Below are 21532 nucleotides of genomic sequence, written 5' to 3'. Positions count from 1 at the left end.
TTTTTATGTCGCTACGCGTCTGCATTCTGGAAACCGATGTCCTGCGCCCGGAGTTGGTGGATCAATATCAGGGTTATGGGCAGATGTTCCAGCGTCTGTTCTCCCAGCAGCCGATTGCGGCCGAGTTCACCGTGTACAACGTGATGAACGGCGACTATCCCGCTGACGACCAGGTGTTCGACGCTTACCTGGTCACCGGTAGCAAGGCCGACTCCTTCGGCACCGACCCGTGGATCCAGACCCTCAAGACCTACCTGCTCAACCGCTACGAACGCGGCGACAAATTGCTGGGTATCTGCTTTGGTCACCAACTGTTGGCGCTGTTGTTAGGCGGCAAAAGCGAGCGCGCCAGCCAAGGGTGGGGCGTGGGCACCCACCACTACAAGATGGCCGCCAAGGCACCGTGGATCAGTCCGATGGTGGAAGAGTTGACCCTGCTGATCAGTCACCAGGACCAGGTCACCGCGCTACCGGAAAACGCCACGGTCATCGCCTCCAGCGATTTCTGCCCGTTTGCCGCGTACCACATCAATGACCAGGTGCTGTGCTTCCAGGGCCACCCGGAATTTATCCACGATTACTCCCGGGCTTTGCTGGATATCCGCCAGCAAAACCTCGGCGAGCAGATCTACTCCAGCGGCGTGGCCAGCCTGGCCCATGACCACCACGGCGTGACCGTGGCGGAATGGATGATGCGTTTTGTGGCGCACAAACCGGTTAAAGCCAGCCCGACCGTTTAAAGCTGGCCCACAGGCCGGTGCAGCCCAGCGCGATAAACCCAAGCACCGCAAAATAGCCGTAGTGCCATTGCAGCTCGGGCATGTTCTGGAAGTTCATCCCATAAATCCCCGCCACCGCGGTGGGGAACGCCAGGATCGCCGCCCACGCGGCGAACTTGCGCTGCACCACGCTCTGGCGCGAAGCCTCCAGCAACACACCGATCTCGATGGTCTGGCTGGCGATATCGCGCAGGGTGGTGAGGTCTTCCATTTGTCGTGTCACGTGGATCTGCACATCACGGAAATACGGGCGCATGTTCTTGTCGATAAACGGGAAGCTCAGCTTCTGCAGTTCCTGGCTGATCTCCACCATCGGCGCCACGTAGCGCTTGAGCCGCAACACATCGCGGCGCAGGCCATGCAGGTTCTGGATATCCCGCTCGTTCAGTGAGCTGCACAGCACGTTGCGCTCCAGCTCATCGATTTCGGCGTGGATTGCTTCGCTCACCGGCTGGTAGTTCTCGGTGACAAAATCCAGCAACGCATAGAGTACGAAATCTTCCCCATGCTCCAGCAATAACGGCCGTGCCTCACAACGCTGACGCACAAAGCCGTAGGACGCCGAGTGCCCATTGCGTGCGGTGATGATGTAGCCGTTACCGGCAAAGATATGGGTCTCGATAAACTCCAGCTTGCCGTTCTCGCGCACTGGCGAGTAGGTGACGATAAACAGCGCATCGCCGAAGGTTTCGAGCTTGGGGCGGCTGTGTTTTTCCAGGGCGTCTTCGATGGCCAATTCATGCAGGTTGAACTGGCGTTGCAGGTTGGCCAGCTCCAGGGCGTTGGGTTCTTCCAGGCCGATCCACACAAAGTGGCCGGGTTTGGCGGCCCAGGCCGCGCCTTCATCAAGGGTGATATTCGTGACTTTCTTACCGGCGCTATAGACAGCGGCCGCGACAACTCTACCCATGGTGCTGATCACTTCTTATTAGGAGGACAGGTGTTGGGCAGCTTAGCCTGAATGACGTTCCCTTGCGGCCGTCGTTGTGGTCAGCTTCTTTGTGGTGAGCGAGCTTGTTGTGGTGAGTGAGTTATCTGTAGTGAGCAAGCTTTTTGTGGTGAGCGAGCTTGCTCGCGCTGGGGTTCGAAGCGCCCCCAATCGATCTCAGCCCACCCGCAACTCCCGATCCATCTGCGCAATACACGCCTCCATCTGCACCTGACACGCCTGCATCAGCGCGGGCACGTCATCCGCCGTCATCCCAACCGTAGGAATCGGCGCCAACGACCGTATGAGCACATCCCCACTATTCCAGCGATTAAGCTGCATCTGCGTCACATAATTGCTCACGCACACCTGCACGATCGGCACCCCGGCCGCAATCGCCATATGGAATGCGCCCTTCTTGAACGGCAGCAGCCCGTTGCCAAAATTGCGCGTGCCTTCCGGGAACACCCAGATCGACGTGTCCTCGTGCTGCAAGGTGTGGGTGGTGGTAAGCATCGCCCGGCGCGCCTTGTGCGCATTGCCACGGTCGATCAACACATTGCCCGCCAGCCAGAACAATTGGCCAAACAGCGGTACCCATTTCAGGCTCTTTTTGGCGATACACACCGTGCGGTGGGGCACCACATTGCCAAACACAAACAGGTCATAGTTGGATTGGTGGTTGGCGATGACCACGCAGGTGCCGGGCTTGTTGCGCAGCGAGTCCACATCGGTCTTTACATTCAGGCCCAGAATGCGCATCGCCGGTACGGCGTAGAGGCGAGCACACAGCCGGCTGTTGTCCGGGTTGAACGGCCGGCAGATCCCCACCAGAACGCCCAGCACGCCGGCGATCATAAAATGCAGGCCCATCAACAACATACGCAACAGAAAAAGCATCGACACGGCCCATCGAGACAAAAGGTCGCGCAGTGTACGGTTGTGCACTGTATTCGGCAATTAGCGGTGTAGAGGTCGAAGATAGGCGATGTTTAAGTACATGTTTCAACATGTGCCGACACCGCCCGGCTAGAGCGGCTAAGGAGGTTTCAGGTTTATCTGTAAGAAAAAGCCCGACGCTAGGTCGGGCTTTAGTCTTGCGGTTGTAGGGCTTAACTCAGGATATGGCCCTGGTCCTGGATGATTGCGTCATCCAACGCCTCCAGCAGCGCCTGGCGCACTTTCAACTTGGTGTGCTTGTGGGCGTTCATATTGATCTTCTTCAACTGCCGTGCCGCTTCCAGGGCTGCCGCGTGCAGTTCTTCCGGCGCTACAACCTTATCGAGGAAACCCGCCTGCAAGGCACCTTGCGGGTCAAACATCTCGGCATTGATCACCGAACGATGAAACGCCGACTTACGCAGACGATCCCGCGCCAACTCAATGCCGGCATGGTGCATGGTCATGCCGATGGCCACTTCATTCAGGCCAATGCTGAAGGGCCCTTCCACCCCAATCCGATAATCGGCCGACAGCAGCAGAAAGGCACCCTTGGCCACCGCATGCCCAGGGCACGCCACAATCACCGGGAACGGGTGCGACAACAGGCGACGCGCCAGCGTCGAGCCGGAGGTCACCAGGCCGATGGCTTCTTTAGGGCCAGCCGTCATCACCTTCAAATCATACCCACCCGACAAAATCCCCGGCGTGCCGGTGATCACCACCACCGCGCGATCTTTCTCCGCCTGGTCCAGCGCCTCATTAAATGCACTGACCACCGCCGGAGAAATGGCATTCACCTTGCCGTTGCTTAAGGTCAGGGTCGCGATACCGTCTTCGAGGTGGTAAGTAATCAACTCACTCATGACGCGGTTCCTTGTAGGACTTGTTATAGAAGGGCATGCACAAACGTTACCCACCACGCCCGCCCCGGTAAAGCGCCATGACTGACTACCCAGTCAGACTTTTCCCGCACACCACAGGCTGGACAGCCTAGGGCAGGGCGCAACAGCCGTCCCAGAGGTGTATCGCCGGTGCCTGAGAATGGCAGATTCACCGCCCCTCGCCGGGTGTGTAATGGCATAACCTGCTAACCGCATGAAAATTCTGAAAAAAACCTTTGCCATCGGAAAGCCTTTCGACTACATTAGCGCGCCTCGACAGACTGAACTGGTTTGACGAGATACGGTGAAGTGTCCGAGTGGCTTAAGGAGCACGCCTGGAAAGTGTGTATACAAGAAATTGTATCGAGAGTTCGAATCTCTCCTTCACCGCCAAATTATTGAAGAAATCCCGCGAGTTAGACGCTCTGCGGGATTTTTTTTGCCCGCGATTTGAAAACGTACCCCCGTCTGTACCCCCGTTCGTGACAGGACTTGAGGGGGTGCCTTGGGCCGGTACGAAGGATGGGCCGGGCGCAAAATGCACCGCAACCTTCTTGGCAGATCTCACGTTGGCTACCGCTCGTAGAAATGGTTTGAGCGGCCCGGGAAGCATCCCGCCGATGGCCCTTGGCCCAATAACGTCAGTGCGCTCGTCCACGCGCGGGTTCTTGGTTGGCGAGGGCGCCAGCAACGCAACGACCAAATTTTTGATCGTGCTCAAAAGATAAGATTGTCGCGGCATTTCCCGATAGAAAAATCAGAATTTCCCTGGACTTCAGCGCGGAACATCCTGATATGGCGATGCGCAGATCCCCTATACCTACGCCTGATGCACCTGACTAGCTTTTACGCCCATCTCCAATCTAGGGGTGTGGCATGTGGTGGGGTGACACGACAACGTGCCGTAAAAACGGCGACGGTTTCAAGAGGGCGGCGCAACGCGCCTGCCGAGGCATCGTTTTGTGGGGCGCGTTGCTGGGACTTTGCCCAGCAGGGGGCGCGCAGGACTTCACGCCGTTGATGCCTTATCAGGAGCATGAGAAACGGATCCGGTCGGCACAGGAAGTGGCACCGCTGACCTCGGACCTGTTCGGCGATTCCATCAGCCCCTACAGCGGCGCGACGGAATTTTCCATCGTCGATGTCGACCTGCCCGGCAACAATGATCTGCCGGTTCAAGTGCGACGCCGGTTCAAGATCGAGTCGCGGTCCGAGCTGGAAAACTTTGGCGGATTCGGGGTGTGGGATCTGGATATCCCCTACATCTACGGCAACTTCGACGCCCAAGTGAAGTGGGACGAATGGAGCACCACGGTGCCCGATCCGCGCCGCTGTACGCCTGCAGCCTGGGCACCGCCGATACCGTATCCGCCGTTCGACGTCGGCGACTTCTTCTCGGGGATTCGCATTCACTTGCCGGATATAGGGGATCGGGATCTGTTGAAGGCAGATCGCCGGAATCCACACCGTCCCACGGACGGTGCGTCCTACCCGTATGTCGCGCAGGACTTCACCAGCGTGACGTGCGTACCGGGCACCGTAAATGGTTACCCCGGCGAAGGGTTTGTCGTGGTGACGCCCGATGGTCGCCGCTACACCCTCAATGCCGGTCGCGAGCGCGCTGGCGGTAGGCTGTCGAAGTACCTGGTGAGTTCGATCGGGAGCTCGCTGAAAACCCGCGGGCGTACCCAGGTGTTCCTGATGGCCAGCCGGGTCGAGGACCGCCATGGCAATTGGGTCAATTACCACTACAACGGCGATCGGTTGGTCACCATCGAAGCCAGCGATGGACGCCGTATCGATCTGAGCTACAGCGGCAACACCATTACCCAAGTGACGGCCCATGGGCGGACCTGGCGTTACGAGTACGCGCCAATCAAATTCGGATTGAACCTGCAGAACCATCTGCTGACCCGGGTCACGCGCCCGGATGGCTCGACGTGGCAGTACGGCTACGAGGATACCGATGGTTGCACCGGCGTGGGCATGGGTTGCCCCGGTATGCTCGGCCCGGAATACCATGCGTTGGACATCAACACCCTCAACGACCGCAATTGCCCGGAGCCATTTCCGGGAGAAGATCGTTTCACCCTCACGGCGACGCATCCTTCAGGTGCGACCGGGCGTTTCCGCTTCAGCTACAACCGGCTGCACCGCACTGGCACCCCTTACGGCAGTTGTATTGGCAGGGCGATTCCGTTCTCGCCGCTGTTCGAGTACACCCTGCAGACCCCCGACTACTTTGATCTCTACACGATTCTTGAGAAGACGTTGGCGGGCCCTGGTGTTCCAGAGCAAACCTGGACCTATGGTGCCAATGGTCCGCTGTGCCGTTATGGCGACCAATGCCCGGATCGCAAGATCACTCGCATCTGGCAACCGGATGGGTCGATCATTGATCGGGTTTTCGGAATCCGCTACGGCATCAACGACGGCAAGCTGCTGGAGATGCGTACGGTGGCGGCCGATGGCACGGTGCTGCGTTCTGAAGCGACGACCTATGTCAGCAACGATGAGGCGCCGACAATGCCGTTCCCGGATATCTTCGGGACCAGCTACTACGGGCCTGACGATCCGATGGCCGTGCGCTTGCGTCCCATCAAGCAGACCACGATCCAGCAGGATGGCGCCACTTTTCAGCACACCGTGAATGCGTTCGACGCACTGGCCCGTCCAACCCAGGTCACCAAGGCCAGCAGCCTGGACTACGGCCGTTACCGGCGTGTCGAGGAGACCCGCTACCACGACAATACCGCCAAGTGGGTACTGGGCCAGGTGCACACGCTGACCCAGGTCGAGCCATTGTCGGCGGTAGTGGCGCAGACCGACTACGACGCGGCAGACCGACCGTGGCGGCAGTACCGCTTCGGCTGGCTGCAGCAGACCCTCGGTTATTACGCCGATGGCACCGTAGCGACCGTAACGGATGGCAACGGCAACGTTGCCACGCTATCGGCGTGGAAGCGCGGGGTACCGCAGGCGATCCGCCATGCCGATGGCAACGTCCAATCGGCGAGTGTCGACGATCATGGCTGGATCCGTTCGTTGACCGACGAAAATGGATTTGCCACGCGCTACGACTACGATCCAGCCGGGCGCCTGACGCGTATTGACCATCCGGAAAACGACAGCGTGGCGTGGCAACCATCGGTGTCCCAATTCAGTCAGGCCGGTGCGGCCCGTTATGGCCTGCCAGCAGGGCATTGGCAGCAGACGGTCAGTACTGGCAATGCGCGCCAGGTGACGTATTTCGATGCGTTCTGGCGGCCGGTGGTCGAGGAGCGTTTCGACGCTGTCGACCCCAGTACGACCCTGAGCCAGACCGTCAATCGTTACGACCCGCTGGGTCGCAAGGTCTTTCAGTCCTACCCCGTACGTGGGCTTGGCTCGCATGCCGATGCGCTCAGCGGTACACGTTCGACCTACGATGCGCTGGGGCGGCTCACCCGTCAGGAGCAAGACAGTGAACTGGGGCCGTTGGTGACCACCACCCAGTTCCTTAGTGATTTCCAAGAGCGGCACACGGATCCACGTGGCCAGTCCACCACCATAACCTATCAGGCCTATGATCAGCCCACCACCGAATGGCCGGTCACGATCGCGCATCCTGAAGGCCGCTTCACCGACATACAACGCGATCCTTTTGGTCTGCCCATGTCGCTGCGTCGGCGTAATGCCGACAGCACCGTGGCAGTGAGCCGACACTATGTGTATGACGGTTATCGTCGGCTGTGCAAGAGCATTGAGCCGGAAAATGGCGCGACGGTGATGGACTACGACGCGGCCGGTAATCTGGCCTGGTCGGCGGCGGGGCTAAGCCTGACGGATCAAGGGCAATGCAACACGGTGCAGGCCCTGACGTCCGGGCGGGTTGTGCAGCGTCACTACGATACCCGCAATCGGTTGACGGGACTGGTCTACCCCGATGGTAACGGCGATCAGCAATGGAGCTACTGGCCGGACGGTGAAGTGCAGGCCATCACCACCTACAACGACGGCATCGCGGCGACCAATACCTACAGCTACAACAAGCGTCGGCTGTTGAGCGGCGAAAGCCTGGCCCAGGCCGACGGCGCCAGTTGGGCTATCGGCTATGGCTACAGCACCACGGGCGCACTGGCCGAGCACGTCTACCCCTCGGGGCGCCGGGTCGAATACGCGCCCAATGCATTGGGCCAGCCGACGCGAGCCAGTGTTTTTGCCAGCGACGTGCGTTATTTTCCGAACGGTGCCATGGCGCGCTTCACCTACGGCAATGGGGTGGTGCATACGCTGCAACAGAATGTCCGAGGGCTTCCCGAACGTAGCCGCGATGCCGGCAGTGAGGTGGTACTGGACGACAGCTATGACTATGACGGCAACGGCAATGTGGCCGCGATCAGCGATGGCTTGCCCGGCAGCCGTGGTAACCGGGACATGCAGTATGACGGCCTGGATCGGCTGACCGCGACCACGTCGCCCGTGTTCGACGCCGCGCGCTATCGCTACGACGTGCTCGACAACCTGCTGGCCGTGCAGATTGCAGGTCGCGACCACCGCTATTACTACGACCCGCGCAACCGACTGGCTAACGTGATGCAGGTCGACACCGGGGCCACCGTCATCGGTCTGGACTACGACGAGCAAGGCAACCTGGCGAAGAAGAACGGCCAGGTGTACCGATTTGATCTGGGCAATCGCTTGCGTGAGGCACAGGAGCTAGAACGCTATCGCTACGACGGGCAGGGCCGTCGCATCCAGGCTGATCATCCCTCGTTGGGTCCCATCACCTCAATGTATGGGCAGGATGGTGTACTGCGTACCCAGCACAACACCCGAGAGGCGCTGTCGGTTGATTACATCCTGCTGAACGGCAGCCAGATTGCCCAGGTCGAAGGCTTGATCGCAGCCGCACCACCGACGGTGACGGTTCCCGGCTATAGCACCGATGGGCGCTATAGCGTGCAGTGGACTGCGGTCACGGGGGCGGCGAGCTACGAACTGCGGGAGTCGGACAATGGCGCCGCGTGGCAGACCGTTTTTACCGGCGGCGGGCGGGCGTATGCGGTCACCGGCAAAGGGCAGGGGCACTACAGCTACCAGGCCCGCAGTTGCAATGCCGCCGGTTGCGGTCGCTGGAGCGCCACCGCCGCCATCTTTGTTGGCCGCCCGCCGAGCCAACCGTCCGGCATCAGCGTGCCCGCGATAGGCGTCAGCGGTCAGTACCGGATCACCTGGCAGCCGCCGATTCCGCGTGAAACCGGCCCGACCCGCTACGTGCTGCAAGAAGCCGGCACTGACACGGCTTGGACCGGTCAATACGATGGCCCCGCGCTGGAGCACACCTTCACCGGCAAGCCCGCGGGTAGTTACCGTTACCGGGTGATGGCCTGCAACCCCTATGGCTGCAGTGCCTACCTGGAGGGTGCCAACCCCTTGCAGGTGATCTATCCGCCTCCGGTTCCGGCCGGCTTGACTGGACCCGAGGAAAGCCTGACCGGCAGCCTTACGTTGCAGTGGGCGGCTAGTGCTGGTGCCAGGAGCTACCAATTGGAAGAGGCGTTTAACAGCGGCAACTGGGCGCAGGTGCACAACGCTGCCAGTACCCAGGTCACGCTCAACGGTCGGCAAACCGGCAGCTATCAATACCGCGCCTTGGCCTGCAATAACGTTGGCTGCAGCGCGCCATCGGCAATCCATACGGTGGCGGTCACCGTACCACCGCCCACTGCGCCAGCCATGAGTGTGCCGGCCCTCAGCACGACGGGCAGCTTCAATGTGGGGTGGACGGCGTTGGAGCACACGACCTACTACCAACTGCAGGAACACTACGGCGGAACCGTCAATGTGATCCATGAGAGTGGTGAACGTGGCAAGTTGGTTTCGGACAGAACCTCGGGTACATGGGGCTATTCCGTTCGCGGTTGTAACAAGGCGGGTTGCGGTCCGTTCTCCAGCCCACGCATGGTGCAGGTGCGGCGGGTGCCGGATGTGCCGAGAATCACTGGGTCCACTCAGCTGCAGACCAGTCATGCCCCCTTCCGAATCGCTTGTTCAGTGAGTTGGACGCCGATCGCATATGCCGACCGTTACCAATTGCAGGTTTACGCCAATGGCCAGTTGTATGCGGTGCAGTACGACGGGCCGTTGACCTCGGTCGGGTCGTTGTGGCTGAACAATCAATACACCGCGCAATGCGCAGCAGGCCATGTTGTACGCGCCTGCAATGCCTCCGGCTGCTCGGCATGGTCCAACCCGGTCGAGCAGTCCGTGGACATCATTCCCACCGACCCCAATAGCGGCATACCGATCTGACGAGGTGCAGTCATGAAGCGAGGATCACGCCCCTACCTGCCGTGGTTGCTTCTGCTGTTTGGCGCTACGGCGCAGGCCCAGGAGAAGATCAAGTACACCCACACCGACGCGCTGGGCTCCATTGTTGCTGTCACCGACAGCAGCGGTCGGGTTATCGAGCGACGGGAGTACGAACCCTACGGTGCGCAGTTGCTGCCAGAATTGCGCGATGGGCCGGGATACGCCGGGCATGTCCAGGATGCGGCCACTGGGTTGGTTTACATGCAGCAACGCTACTACGATCCCGCGATAGGGCGTTTCCTGTCCGTGGATCCAGTAACAGCTTATGACACGGGCGATTGGCGGCAATTCAACCGCTACGCCTATGCCTTCAATAATCCGTACACATTCACCGACCCAGACGGTCGTCAGTCAAAGGCAATGGGCAAGAAAATTGGGCGCTGGATTCGTGCGCTGGTGGACAATCGGGGAGACTTCGACAAGGCTCAGGCACAGGTGGATAGGCAAAACATGGAGGACCTAAAAATCGCCGAGACGATTGTTGATTTTACGGCTGTAGCGCCCGTGAAGGATGCGGTGGAAGTGACGATTAAAGTTGCGAACCGTGAGGATGCTACGGGGCAGGGGGCCGGCGCTATATCGGGTGAAGTGGCGGGTCAGATTACCGAAAAAGTCTTGGATGGAAAAATAGGGAAAGGCGCTGCGGAATTTGTTGGGGCGGCAGTCGGAAAAACTGTCGGTGATACGGTTGAGGCAAAAGTTGAGCGTGCTCGTGCTGAAAAGAGCACTGAAGAACTCGGAATTGCGGACAAGCCGCGGGAACTCAGGGATTGGCGTGATAAAGGCGGTGTGCTGTGACTGCGCAGCAGGAAAGTGCTTTGAACCTCTCAAGGGTTGTCCTATTTGCCATTGTTCTTCTGGTACTGCGGATCACCGTCAGTGCTGTGACCGGCAGCTCCGTGGACAGTGGAGAGTCAGTAGGGCACTTGGCTCTTCGGTATTTGCTCGATTATTGGCTCGATGCAGTCGTTGTGGGTGCTGTGTTCGTGTGGCTGGCGCGTGTACAGGCACGGTTGCCATACCTCCATGCTTTCTTCGTGCTTGTGCTTCACGAGTTGCTCGGCGCTGTGGTGCTGTTTGCAATTGGTGGGTCCAATACACAGTCGCCGCTCTGGCTGCTTGACTGGACGATCACAGTCCTGTCGTTCTTGCTGGGGACAGAACTGGGGCGACGGTGGCGAGTCATCGTTGAAGAACAAGCTGAGGCCGGTTGAGCCTTGTCTTGGATCATCGAATCATCCGTGAGGGAACCAGTGGATTAGACGCCGGACTGCTCACGCCAATCAGATGCTGATGTACGGGTCGCTTGAGGGCAGAGACAAAGCGAAATGACCAGGTTGAAGTGGCTACTACTTGAGGAACTTCCCTTGCTCATCGTGGCGCTGGGTCTTGGCGCGCTCTTCTTTTTTGGGGTTGGGTGGCGTCAAGGGGTGATGCTCTTTCTCATCGTATTTGCAGCAATGCAGCCTGTTGTACTCATTCCGTTCTTTAGGAAGCGTAGTAGCCGGAAAAGGGGTTAGGCCTGTGAGGGCGGGTGCTTGTCTTTGACATCAACCTGAATAGGACGGGGCTTCCTCGGCAAAGCGACGGAGGTCTGCTGGCAGTGGCTAGGTTGGCTGCCGTTCATCAAGAAGGCTTGAAGGCGATGACTGGGAAAACTACTATCTATTGGTAGTTTTGGTCGTTGCACGGGAGAGCCACATGTCCACCAGCGTTGTCTTGAGTCCGCATTTTGAATCCTTTGTCCAGCAGCAATTGGACACGGGGCGCTTCAACAATGTCAGTGAGGTGATCCGGGCGGGCTTGCGCCTACTGGAAGAGCAGCAGCAACAGTTCGCGACCAGGACGCTTGAGTTGAAAGCGGCGCTGGCCGAGGGCATGCACAGTGGGCAGCCGCAACTTGCCGAAGATGTCTTCGATGCAATCGAAGCGCAGGTGCGTGAGCTGGCCAAGTCGAGAGGCTAGTGGTCGTGAAGGTGCAGATTTCTCCGCGTGCAGTGCAGGATCTGCAGGAGATCGCGCTGTATATCGCACAAGACAACCCGCAACGAGCCCTTAGCTTTACCGCTGAGTTGCGCCAGAAGTGTCAGCGGATAGCGGAGAAACCGTTGGCCTATCGAAGTCGCCGGGAGCTGGGTGAGAATCTGCGTTCCTGCACCCACGGTCATTACGTGTTGTTTTTCGAATGTACTGATCAGGCGGTGACCGTTGTCCGAGTGCTGCATGCATCTCGTGATCTGCCGCAGCTGCTGAGGGGCTGACGATGGAAAAAATAGCGGCCCCACGCTGAATCTGTAGTGCTCTTCCCATTTTTGTAACTGAATATTCGAACGCTGGAACCACCGTTGTCACCGTCGTATAAAAATACCGATGGCAGATGTGCTTTTCGCCCACCTCCTGTGGCCGTCCAGCTCGCATCTGCAACCTGTTGATCGGAGGTGTGCGATGCGTAAGTTGATCTTCTTCAGCTTTCTTCTCGTAGGCGCCGGGTTTGGCTTTCTTTGGGGGCCGCCTGACGATTGGCTTACGCGCTTGTTGATGATGGGCATCAGCTTGATGTTCGCTGGCGCGATAGGGGGGGCGGTGGCGGATATCGGTCGAGGTAGGGCGGAGCCTGATGCTCATGATTGGTATGAGATCCATCGACCAACGGGTTCTGGCATTCATGCGAATGACTACGCGACCAACTATTGGCGAGATAAGTGGCACGCTCCTTTTTCAAACTCGAAGAGCTTTGAGCACGAGCCTGCGGAACGGTCCCACATTCCACATAAGTGGTAGTCGCATCATTTTTTAAATAGGTCCGTCACGGCATCCTTCGCGCGCTTGAAGGTGGAGCGACCATCATTGCTGACCTGCTTTGCGGCTTGCTCCACCTGCGACCTGTTCGATGCGAGCGTTCCGTCATCGGTGTCTACCAGATCTGCGCGGCGGTCAAAGCCTGCTTGGTCGGCTTGGGTTTGATTACGCATCTCATCAGCACGCGTTTGCACTTGTTCCCGGACGGGCGTGCTGAATGCCGGTGGTGCTTCTGGTAGCGCATTGTTCCAGCCTGCAACGGCACTTCGCTGTTGAGCAAATGTGCTGGTGGGATCGCTCTGTTGGTTCACTTGCTGCTGCATTGTCTGGTGACGATTGCTCATTTCGCCAAACGAGGTGGGCATTGCGGTGCCATCGGAGAACACTCGGTTAGGTGACAGGGCTTGGCGTGCCAGTTCGGCGTCCATCATCACCTTGGCCGCCGCACTGTTGCCGCCATATTGTTCGGCATAGCGCATGAACATGGCCAGATTGTGCGGATCCTGCGCGACGTCAATGGCGATTGATTCGCCCTGCTCGTAAGCCGAGGACATGCGTTCGGCATAGGCCACGCGCTCGGTCAAACTGGCTTGTGTCTGCTCTGCGCGGGAGGCGCTGGTCGCAAGCCGAGCACTCAGGTCTTGTGCCTCACTGGCATTATTCGTTATCGCACCGCTGTAGCCCGTGCTGTTTGAAATCTGATCTGCAAACTGCTTGAAGCTATCCACCTGTTCTTGGCTCATGCTGGCAAGCGCCTTTTCCTCCTGGTCGGAAAGTGTGGACTGATAGGATTTATCTGTTGATCCACGACCTTGAAACGCGAATTTCCCGCGCCTCATAGCGGTGTTCCCTGCGGCACCGAAAGCAATGTTCGCGACTTGGGCTTGGCCCAGCCCCGTAGCTTTCGACACACCTTGGGAAATCCGATCCAACCGATTCAGCGTTTCACCCTGACCTTCCAAGCTGGTGTTACTGGATGCACTGGAAAACGTCCCACTCTTCAACGTGGCCAACCCTCGACTAAACGCCTCCGTCAGCACCGCCGCACGTTCCCGATTAGCCGTGACCGCCTCGCCATACGCCGCATCTACCTGCCGGCTAGCCTCACTGACCTCCTGCTCGCTGACCTTGGTCGACACCACCCGCGAAGCAAACCCTTCATTGCGCAACAAGCTCGCCGCCATGCGCCCGGTCAAGGCGTTACCGGAGAAGGTATTGCCACTCAGGTCGTTCTGCCAACTGCTCATAAACGCCGATGTACGGTTGGGCGCCAGGCGGATTTGATCCATACCGACATTGCCCAGACTGGTATTGCCGGCAGCGGCGGCGCTGGTGCCGGTCAACATGCCTTGCAGGCCGGAGAGTCCACCCACCAGTGCCATGCCGAGGTGGTCCATGCGTTTGACCGCAGCCCACGCAATCACCGGAATGCTCAGCACCAGGTAACCCACGATGGCCTCTCCAGACAACGTGCGCGAGTAGATGGTCGACGCCGTTTGCAGGGTCAGCCCCTTGAGCCCGCCACCCAGGTCGGCAGCCGCCGCCAGATCGTAGGCCGCGTAGACGGTCGCCATGTAGTTGAGCACCGCATACAGTGGCGGCCATAGCTGGATCCAGATCAGCACGCTGATATAGCCCTTGAGCACCATCAAGGTTTCGCGTCCGCCGGTGAGCATCATCAGCAACACCAGGATTGGAAACAGCGCGTACATCAAGGCCTCAATGACATTACGCAGCATCGGCAGGGTTTGCTCGGCGACCTTGCCGGCGTTGATCCAGGCCGCATTCTGCTGGGCGATGGCTTGGGCGCGGCCGACGGCCAGGACCATGGTCGCCGGGTCGTTGGTCTTCTGGCCAGCGATGCGCGTGGTGTCGTCCAGGGCATTGAGCACCGCGTTCTGGCGGATGATGCCAGCGGCGGTGGCCGACGCATCGGCGATGCGGTTTTTCAGGTAGGCCTGCTGAATCTGATTGGCGATCACGCCGGCCGCCACGCTGCCCGGCAGGGTGGGGTTGAGGGAAAAGGCCAGGCGACCCTCGATACGCCGCAGTTCGGCGGGCAGGCGCCGGTCCAGGTTGGCGTACACCTGTGGGCAGGTGGCGATATCCACGCTGGTGGCGAGCGTCAGGGTGCTGAAACGGGCAGGGTTGGGGGTGCCCAGCAGTTCCCACACGTTCTCGCTGCGGCTGAACTGGCTGGGATTGAGGCTGCCATCCATCAAGTCGTAGCTGGTGCAGTGGTAGAGAAAGTTGATCAGGTCAGTGCGAAACGCCGGATCCTGAAACACCACTGTGCGAGTTTCGCGCACCAGCCGATGGCCGAACAGCAGGCCATTCTTCTGGTAGGCCAGCTCACCGGGTAATGCGCCGGCGCCGGGGATGACTTGGAACGCGGTCTCGAACAGCCCGGTCAGGGTGTGTCCGACGGTGCTGGTCAGGCTGCCCAGCGCGGCGATACCCAGCGGCACGTTGCCCACCACCTTGACCGGCGCGCCGCCGGTCTTGTCGACAATTCCGACCGTGACCTTGGGCACGATCATCAACGAGAACACCAGCACCACCGAGCCCAGCCAGGTCCAGCCTTGCAGTTTTTCCGGGGCGAACGCGTAGGCGACCAGTGCGGCGATAAAACCGCAGAACACCACCGCCGCCAGCGCCGCGCGATAGTCATTCGAGGCATGGATCGCGGCGGCGGCATTGAAGATGCCGAACAGGCTGTCGGCATTTTGATAGGCGTAGATCTCCCACATCTTCCAGTCCTCGCTACGGTGTCTGATAGGCAGCCTGCTGGCCGAGCATGTCCATCACCTGTTGCGGCATGCGCGTGCGCAGTTGGCGTTCGAGATCTTCGAGATGGCTGGCGACTGCGCGGAATGAGCCGACCTTCTGGTACAGCAGGTTCTTCTCCTGGGCCAGTTGGATGAGCATGGCCTGCGCGCGCTGGCGCACGCGGTCGGCTTGCTCGCGCTGACCGGCCTGCAGGGTGAAGTCTTTCTCCAGTGCGGCCAGGCCCACACGCAGGTTGCGCTCCAGAAACACATATGCGTAATCAGCGGCGATCAGGTCGCGGTACTGTGCGATCAGGCTGTCACTCAAGCCCGACCCCGGAATGGTCGCGCCGATGGAGAGCATCTTGTACACCGGCTCGCTGGTCTGGTTGACGAAGCCGATTTCCGCCGATGGGCTGGGAATGGGCGTGCGGCTGGCGATCTTGTCGGCAATCGAGCGCATCAGTGTTTCCACCCGCACGGTCAGCGGCGTATGGCTGTAATTGGTGTTCAGGGATACCTGGTCGCAGCTGCTGTAGTTGTTACAGCGCAGCAGGTGTTGCACCACGGTGCCGCCGGAACCGGCGCTTTGGCCATAAAGCAATTGCTGGATTGAGGTCAGCGTCGGCGCGAGGGGCTCGGGGTCACGGGTGCTTTCTTCGGGGTAGTAGATGACCGTGCCGACCAGGCTCATGATCAGTTCGCGCTGTTGATCGTCCAGATGATTGCCGGTGCGTTGCAAGGCGGTCCAGGTCAGGTTGCCGACAAACGGCGCGCGATTACGCACCTTCGGGTCGTTCGAGCCGCGGGCTTGGGCCAGCACGCCGGGGCGGTCGCTGGCACAGCGGCGGCGGGCGCCATCCCGGTCGCTTTCCAAGCCCAAAGAAATCGCCAGGTCGGCGCAGGTTTCCTGCGAGCTGTAGCCCAAGGCTTCGGCGGCGCTGCTGACCAGCGCCTTGGCGGTTTCGCAGGAGTTGATCCGCGCATTGTTGATCCAGGTTTCCAGGCCCTTGGCCCACTTGCTCAGGCCACCGAGCATGGGCGACACCGATTCCAAGGCCAGTTGAAAGGCGATGCCAGGCAGGGCGGCGGTGATATTGCGCAGCATGTTTTTGAACTCGGTGGCGGAGATGTGCGAAAAGGCCCCGCCAAACACATCGATGCCACCACAGCCGGCCTTGGCGCTGGGCAGTTCGATGGCCGCGAGCTGATAGACCTTGGTCGGTGTGCGCAGCATTAGGTTGCCGCCGGTGTAGGTGTCGTAGACCTGGCCACGAAAGGCCCCCGGTTCGGTGACATTGCCGACCGCACCGAGTTGGTTGAACAGGTTGTCGACCTCGGTGTTCAGGTCGCCGGCCCTGGCGCTGGGCAAGGCTAGCAGGCCAATAAGCAGGCAGAGGGAAAGGTAGCGTTTCATGGTGAGCCTCCAGGCAGAGGGGCACGCGCCCATTGGGTGGGCACGGCGGCACGGGTCAGGCGCTCCAGCAGTTGGCTTTCCGAGAGCACGCCAAAGCCAATGGCGGTGATCTGCCCGCTAAACGGTTGGGCCAGAAACACCGCAGGCACCTGCGTAACGTTCAATGTGCGGGCGATACCGTTGTCGGGGCGCACCCGGGTCAAGCCCGGCAATCTTCCGCCATCCAGGCTGACCCCCTCGATGCGCAGGCCTGTGCGCTGTTGCAGCGCCAGCAAGGTTGGGGTGAAGGCCTGGCAGTACGGGCAATCGCTGCGGAAGAAATACAGCAGCACGTGATTGCTGCGTAACTGTGCGACCTGCTGCACGCGCTCATCCCGCTGCAGGCGATCAAACACCTCCAACGCCTGGGCATTGACCGGGCGCCCTTGCAGGGTCGGATCCAGCGTCGGGGTAGTCCAGGCGATGCGCTGGGCCATGTCGGCAAACACCGAGGCCCGCGTGGCCACCTGGGCTTCCAGGGTCATATAGCGACGCACGTTGCTTTCCGTCGGGCGCATGATGGCGATGTTCTTGTAGGTCTCCAGGGTGCGCTGCAAATGAGCGAAGGCCTCCAGCTCCGGCGCATCGCCCAGCGTAGGAGCGGGCGCTGTCGGGGCGATGGGCGCGGGTGGCATCACGAGCAGCGGCGCTTCGTAGAAGTGCCAGCCACGCCAGCTGTCTGCCCAATACGGGGCGGGGCGGCCGTCTTCAGCCGTCGCGCCGAAGACTGCACCCAGCAGCACCACGCCCACCCAGCGTCTGCTGTTCATACGCGTCGCTCACGGCTGCGCCCGCGGCGGTTGGCCGTCCGGGCAATAGTTGAGGCCCATTTCCAGGGTTTGCCGGCTGGCCTTCGCGCTGCCGGGCAGGCGTACATCGTCCTGGTAGAAGGTCACCTTCAGCCGCGCACAGCCCGGCTGTGGCAAACGCTTTTCGGTGACCACATCAATCAGGATCGGTGCGCTGGACTGAAAACGCTGACTGATCGCATCGGCCATCGCGCCGGTCAGCACGCCGTACGCTTGGCCATCGGCGGCTTGCAATGCTTCCAGCAGCAAGGGGCGCGCTTCGGTCACCGCCGTGCGCTGGCGCTCCATCGCTGCCAAGGCAGAGGCCGATAGCAGCAGCGCCAGAAGCAATAGGCGTTTCATTGGCAACTTCCTTGACCGTAATAACAGTCAGCCAGGCGCCCGGCGCTTTGCTGGCGCAGGGCCTCCAGATTGGGTTGATTGGGCACCAGATCGCGGTACAGCTCGCGCAGGTCCATCGCTGCAAAGTCCAGGCGCTGCACCTGGTCGACCGTAAACCCCGAGCAATCCGGGCGCTTGCCGGAGCCCCAGCCTTTGCCCAGTTGCGCACGCCCTTGCAGGTTGATCGCCAGGGCCAGGCGGCTGTTAAAGCAGCACTTGCCGGTGCTGCGCTCAATGCACGACACGCATTTGCCGAAGACCGTGATGCACTTGGAGCACCAGCGGCCGGTGCTGGTGCACAGGCGCGCACCTTCCTTCATCGCCAGCATGCCCTCGTCCTGCTTGCAGCTCATCATCGACAGCACGATGTAGATCACCACCATGATCGCCAGCGCCCAGGGATTAAACGCCACCACGAAGTTCGAGCCACTGAACAGCACGGTCGAGCCGACGGGCACTGCTGCGCCATTGACCGCCAGGGTCACGCCATAGGCGGTAAAGCTGCCGCTGAACCCGCTGCCCATCAGCAGCGCCTTCAAGCCCTGCATCACAAACTGGCGGTTGTCGGCCTTCATCAACACATCGAATACCAGCCTGGAGCCGGCGTTGAATACGCTCTGGTTGCTCATGCCAGCGCCACCGCTGTCGCTGCTGCAGCAGTTTTTCAGCAGGCGGTCGCGGCAGCGGTTGGCTTCGCCCTGAAACACCTGCGCGGTGCGTGGGTCGATGTACACGCCCGCCTCGCGCGCCGCCTCCAGCAGGGTCATGCTTTGGGCGAAATCCGGATCGGCCGGTGCTTGGGTGTCGAAGCAATTGCCGCCCAGGCAGACCACGTTGCCGGGGCAGGGCAGGCCTTGCGCACAGCCCGCGTAGTAGTCATCCAGGCTCAGCACTTGTCCCGGTTGTGCAGTGATGCCCTGGGCGGCATCGACGGCCGGGTCGCTGGCATCCAGCGGATCGCCGGGCAATTGCGCGGACGCCACAGCGCCTTGTTGCGCCTGGCACAGTGGATCGTTCGGTTGCAGGGCGCAGGCCGCCAGTTGCGCCCGCGCCGGTTCGGCCAGGTTGCTCTGGCCGTAGTACTGCGTTTGCGGTGGGGTGGTGGTGTAGCCAGGCACTACCTCACGCGCACTGCCCTCATTGAGCAGGCGTTGGGTCGCCGCATTGGCGGCTTTGCCGGCGGTCAGACCTTCGCCATGGGATTGGGCCAGGGCGGTGGTCTGGGTCGTCAGCAGGCAGATAATCGTCACCACAATCAGGATCTGGCGCATGGCGTCACCTCTTAGGTTGTAGCCGTTGACGAAAATGCTGGGCATCGGCGGCGAGTGTTGGCGCGCCACGCTGCATGGCGGCCAGTGCGTAATCGAGGCTGACGTCGCCGCTGGCGCGTACGAACGGCCCGGCATTGCCCGAGCGCAGTACCAGGCTCGGCACCGCGCTGATGCCGTAGCGGTCAAAGGCCTGCGGGTCGATCTGCAGCGCGACGCGGTAGCGGCCCAGCAGCGGCTGCAAGGCCGTGGCGGTCTCGCGCCAGGAGCCGTTGACCAACCCGCGAAGCACCAACACTGCCTGGGCGCGTTCAGCTTGGGCGAACACCGACTCCAGACTGGAGCTGGGCATCGACAGGCTGATAAACACCAGCAACTGCGGGCCGGAGGGCGCCAACTGGGTGGTTTGCGCCGATTCCAGGTAGCCGCGGGCCACCGCCTCCAAATCCAGCGTTACGGGTGTGGGCAGCGCGTCGATCCGAGGCGCGGCGGCCTCGGCCAGCGCGGGTAACGCGCAGCCCAGCAACAGTCCGCCGGTGATAGCTCTAATAGCCCACACAGCAATTCCTCTTGCGAAACAGCAACAGTGAAAAGTCTTCGCCGCGCACCGGTATTTCCTTGCCCGCGCCCCATTGCACGGTGCTACGTCCAAACGGCTGGCAGCAGCGTCCGTCGTCCTTGAACGTGCTGGGAATGGGGTAGGTGAGCTGGGTTTTGTAGGCGGTCTTGTCCATCACCGGCAGGAAGTACGGTCCGCATAACCCGGCCTGGCCGTGCCAGCCCCACGCCAGCAATTCGCGGTGCAGCTTGGCGATCAGGCGCTGGCTGATCAGCGCGGCGCTGCGCACACCACCCAAGGCGTAAGGCAGGTGACCATTAAGCGGATACAGTCCGCCCTGGCAGCCGGCGCACCAGAACAAACTGCGCAAACCGATGCCCGCCGTGGCTGCCACACAGTCAGCGGCGCAGGCGGCCACCGCCACCGGGTTGGCGAACAGCACTGCCTCGGGATTGAGGATCAGCGCCAGCTCGTCGTCATTCCACAGCGGGTCGAGTTCGGTCAGGTACAGCAGGTCGAAACTGCCGCTTTCCAGGCAGGGGAAGTCGGTGACCACGCCCAGCCACGACAGGATCGGATTGGCGTACACATGCGCCTGATAGAACCCACCGCCGTCCCCGTCACCCTCGGCGCGGGTGAAGCGTGCGGCCTCCGGCGCGCGCAAGCCGGGGCTCAAGTCCAGCCCGCCGAGGGACACCAGGCAGAACGGTTTGCGCACGACTTCAATCTGCCGCGCCGGCTCCCAGAAACCGAGAGACAGGCCAATAGTGGGGTTGGAGCCGCAACTGCAAATCGGGCTGCTGGGGTTGGGGATGTCCTGCTGATTGCCCAGCGTCACCAGCGGCGCGGCGCCCAGACTGATGGGGAACAGGCAACTCCAGCAGATATCCGTGATCGGGTTAAGGAACTTGCCCTGGCAGGTTGGGCTGTCGGCGGCTTGAACCGAGGCACTGAACAGGCAGAGCAGGAGCAAGACACGTTTCATGGCGTCACCTGCAATTCGTCTATACGCAAACGCGCCCCGTCCTGGCTCACCAACGCCGGCACCTGGGTAATGCCCAACTGTCGGGTCAGCCGCCCGTGTTGATCGAAATACAGCGCCGTCGGCCAGGTCTTCGTCAGTGCTTGATAGGCCCCGCCGGTGATGATGGTTTTCAGCCCGCCCTGACGTTGCGCGTACAGCGCCCGCGCCTGTTTAACCTGGCGCATATCACGCGCATCGAAGAACAACAACGGCCGTGACAGCGACACCACGTCCAAGGGATTGCGTCGGGTGCCAGCGGCAAACAGCAACTCTCCTTTTGCGCCCAGCAGGTTGCGGTCGAGGGTGATACTGGGGTCGAAGTAAAACGTGCGCGGGGTCTGGGTGGTGCGCAGGCCCGCCACTGGCGCTGGCTGTTGCACCGCTCGTTGCGCACGCTGGGCGGTCTGCGCTTGTTGGCGCTGCAAGGCCCCGGAACGCTGCTGTTCACGCAGACGCTGCTCGATCTGTTGCAGCAGGTGCGGCTCGGTGATGGGGTAGGTGGGGCCGAGCGTACCGAGATCCTCGGCGCGTGCGGCGAGAACGATAACCCCCAGTAACCACGGCCCTGCACGCACCATATCAAC

General features: G+C 60.9%; 18 protein-coding genes and 1 tRNA gene. 8 read left to right on the top strand and 11 right to left on the bottom strand.

Annotation, left to right across the window (positions count from 1 at the left end; all coding sequences use genetic code 11):
* The first annotated feature begins 5 nt into the window (after nucleotides 1-5).
* Nucleotides 6-740 carry an amidotransferase gene (locus ACLD1Y_RS13190; RefSeq protein WP_429478387.1) on the top strand — a complete coding sequence of 245 codons (735 nt, stop codon included), beginning with the start codon at nucleotides 6-8 and terminating at the stop codon, nucleotides 738-740.
* Here the strand turns inward: ACLD1Y_RS13190 and ACLD1Y_RS13185 are convergent.
* The 3 genes from ACLD1Y_RS13185 to ACLD1Y_RS13175 form a co-directional block, all read right to left on the bottom strand.
* Nucleotides 718-1689: a magnesium and cobalt transport protein CorA gene (locus tag ACLD1Y_RS13185; RefSeq protein ID WP_429478386.1), complete on the bottom strand. Its 972-nt coding sequence runs from the start codon at nucleotides 1687-1689 to the stop codon at nucleotides 718-720. The two genes, ACLD1Y_RS13190 and ACLD1Y_RS13185, sit on opposite strands and share 23 nt — an antisense overlap.
* A 195-nt stretch (nucleotides 1690-1884) precedes the next feature.
* Entirely contained in the window at nucleotides 1885-2607 is a 723-nt protein-coding gene (locus tag ACLD1Y_RS13180) for a lysophospholipid acyltransferase family protein (RefSeq protein ID WP_429478385.1), read from the bottom strand.
* Between the two features lie 212 nt (nucleotides 2608-2819).
* Nucleotides 2820-3512 carry a crotonase/enoyl-CoA hydratase family protein gene (locus tag ACLD1Y_RS13175; protein WP_429478384.1) on the bottom strand — a complete coding sequence of 231 codons (693 nt, stop codon included), beginning with the start codon at nucleotides 3510-3512 and terminating at the stop codon, nucleotides 2820-2822.
* Between the two features lie 321 nt (nucleotides 3513-3833).
* On the opposite strand from ACLD1Y_RS13175, the gene ACLD1Y_RS13170 reads away from it, so the two are divergent.
* The 7 genes from ACLD1Y_RS13170 (at nucleotide 3834) to ACLD1Y_RS13140 (ending at nucleotide 12665) form a co-directional block, all read left to right on the top strand.
* Nucleotides 3834-3923: transfer RNA gene (locus tag ACLD1Y_RS13170), tRNA-Ser, on the top strand.
* A 483-nt stretch (nucleotides 3924-4406) separates the two neighbouring features.
* A complete protein-coding gene (locus tag ACLD1Y_RS13165) occupies nucleotides 4407-9824 on the top strand; it encodes a hypothetical protein (protein WP_429478383.1) in 5418 nt (1805 codons plus the stop codon).
* A 12-nt stretch (nucleotides 9825-9836) separates the two neighbouring features.
* Nucleotides 9837-10682 carry an RHS repeat domain-containing protein gene (locus ACLD1Y_RS13160; protein WP_429478382.1) on the top strand — a complete coding sequence of 282 codons (846 nt, stop codon included), beginning with the start codon at nucleotides 9837-9839 and terminating at the stop codon, nucleotides 10680-10682.
* On the top strand, nucleotides 10679-11098 hold the full coding sequence (locus ACLD1Y_RS13155; protein ID WP_429478381.1) for a hypothetical protein: 420 nt from the start codon (nucleotides 10679-10681) through the stop codon (nucleotides 11096-11098). The genes ACLD1Y_RS13160 and ACLD1Y_RS13155 overlap by 4 nt, the downstream gene beginning before the upstream one ends.
* Nucleotides 11099-11585: 487 nt before the next feature.
* Entirely contained in the window at nucleotides 11586-11849 is a 264-nt protein-coding gene (locus tag ACLD1Y_RS13150) for a type II toxin-antitoxin system ParD family antitoxin (RefSeq protein ID WP_429478380.1), read from the top strand.
* A gap of 5 nt (nucleotides 11850-11854) precedes the next feature.
* Nucleotides 11855-12145 carry a type II toxin-antitoxin system RelE/ParE family toxin gene (locus ACLD1Y_RS13145; RefSeq protein WP_429478379.1) on the top strand — a complete coding sequence of 97 codons (291 nt, stop codon included), beginning with the start codon at nucleotides 11855-11857 and terminating at the stop codon, nucleotides 12143-12145.
* Between the two features lie 184 nt (nucleotides 12146-12329).
* Nucleotides 12330-12665 carry a hypothetical protein gene (locus ACLD1Y_RS13140; protein ID WP_429478378.1) on the top strand — a complete coding sequence of 112 codons (336 nt, stop codon included), beginning with the start codon at nucleotides 12330-12332 and terminating at the stop codon, nucleotides 12663-12665.
* Between the two features lie 5 nt (nucleotides 12666-12670).
* On the opposite strand, the gene ACLD1Y_RS13135 is transcribed toward ACLD1Y_RS13140, so the two are convergent.
* From ACLD1Y_RS13135 to traW, 8 genes are read right to left on the bottom strand one after another with little or no spacing between them, the layout of a single operon-like run.
* On the bottom strand, nucleotides 12671-15433 hold the full coding sequence (locus tag ACLD1Y_RS13135) for a conjugal transfer protein TraG N-terminal domain-containing protein (RefSeq protein ID WP_429478377.1): 2763 nt from the start codon (nucleotides 15431-15433) through the stop codon (nucleotides 12671-12673).
* Between the two features lie 13 nt (nucleotides 15434-15446).
* Nucleotides 15447-16868 carry a conjugal transfer protein TraH gene (locus tag ACLD1Y_RS13130; RefSeq protein WP_429478376.1) on the bottom strand — a complete coding sequence of 474 codons (1422 nt, stop codon included), beginning with the start codon at nucleotides 16866-16868 and terminating at the stop codon, nucleotides 15447-15449.
* Nucleotides 16865-17677, bottom strand: a complete 813-nt coding sequence (traF, locus tag ACLD1Y_RS13125) for a conjugal transfer protein TraF (protein WP_429478375.1) — start codon at nucleotides 17675-17677, stop codon at nucleotides 16865-16867. Before traF ends, ACLD1Y_RS13130 begins: the two co-directional genes overlap by 4 nt.
* 9 nt (nucleotides 17678-17686) lie before the next feature.
* Nucleotides 17687-18058, bottom strand: a complete 372-nt coding sequence (locus tag ACLD1Y_RS13120) for a hypothetical protein (RefSeq protein ID WP_429478374.1) — start codon at nucleotides 18056-18058, stop codon at nucleotides 17687-17689.
* Nucleotides 18055-19368, bottom strand: a complete 1314-nt coding sequence (gene traN / locus ACLD1Y_RS13115) for a conjugal transfer protein TraN (RefSeq protein WP_429478373.1) — start codon at nucleotides 19366-19368, stop codon at nucleotides 18055-18057. Before traN ends, ACLD1Y_RS13120 begins: the two co-directional genes overlap by 4 nt.
* A 4-nt stretch (nucleotides 19369-19372) precedes the next feature.
* Complete coding sequence (gene trbC / locus ACLD1Y_RS13110) at nucleotides 19373-19924, bottom strand: type-F conjugative transfer system pilin assembly protein TrbC (protein WP_429478372.1); 552 nt, start codon at nucleotides 19922-19924, stop codon at nucleotides 19373-19375.
* The gene (traU, locus tag ACLD1Y_RS13105; protein ID WP_429478371.1) at nucleotides 19911-20909 is read right to left on the bottom strand and encodes a conjugal transfer pilus assembly protein TraU; all 999 of its coding nucleotides are present in this window, start codon (nucleotides 20907-20909) and stop codon (nucleotides 19911-19913) included. The genes trbC and traU overlap by 14 nt, the downstream gene beginning before the upstream one ends.
* Nucleotides 20906-21526, bottom strand: a complete 621-nt coding sequence (gene traW / locus ACLD1Y_RS13100; protein ID WP_429478370.1) for a type-F conjugative transfer system protein TraW — start codon at nucleotides 21524-21526, stop codon at nucleotides 20906-20908. Before traW ends, traU begins: the two co-directional genes overlap by 4 nt.
* Nucleotides 21527-21532 lie beyond the last annotated feature (6 nt).

The organism is Pseudomonas sp. 18175, from assembly GCF_050432925.1.
In the GTDB taxonomy this organism is placed as follows: domain Bacteria; phylum Pseudomonadota; class Gammaproteobacteria; order Pseudomonadales; family Pseudomonadaceae; genus Aquipseudomonas.
This window is presented reverse-complemented; position numbering and strand designations above follow the sequence as displayed.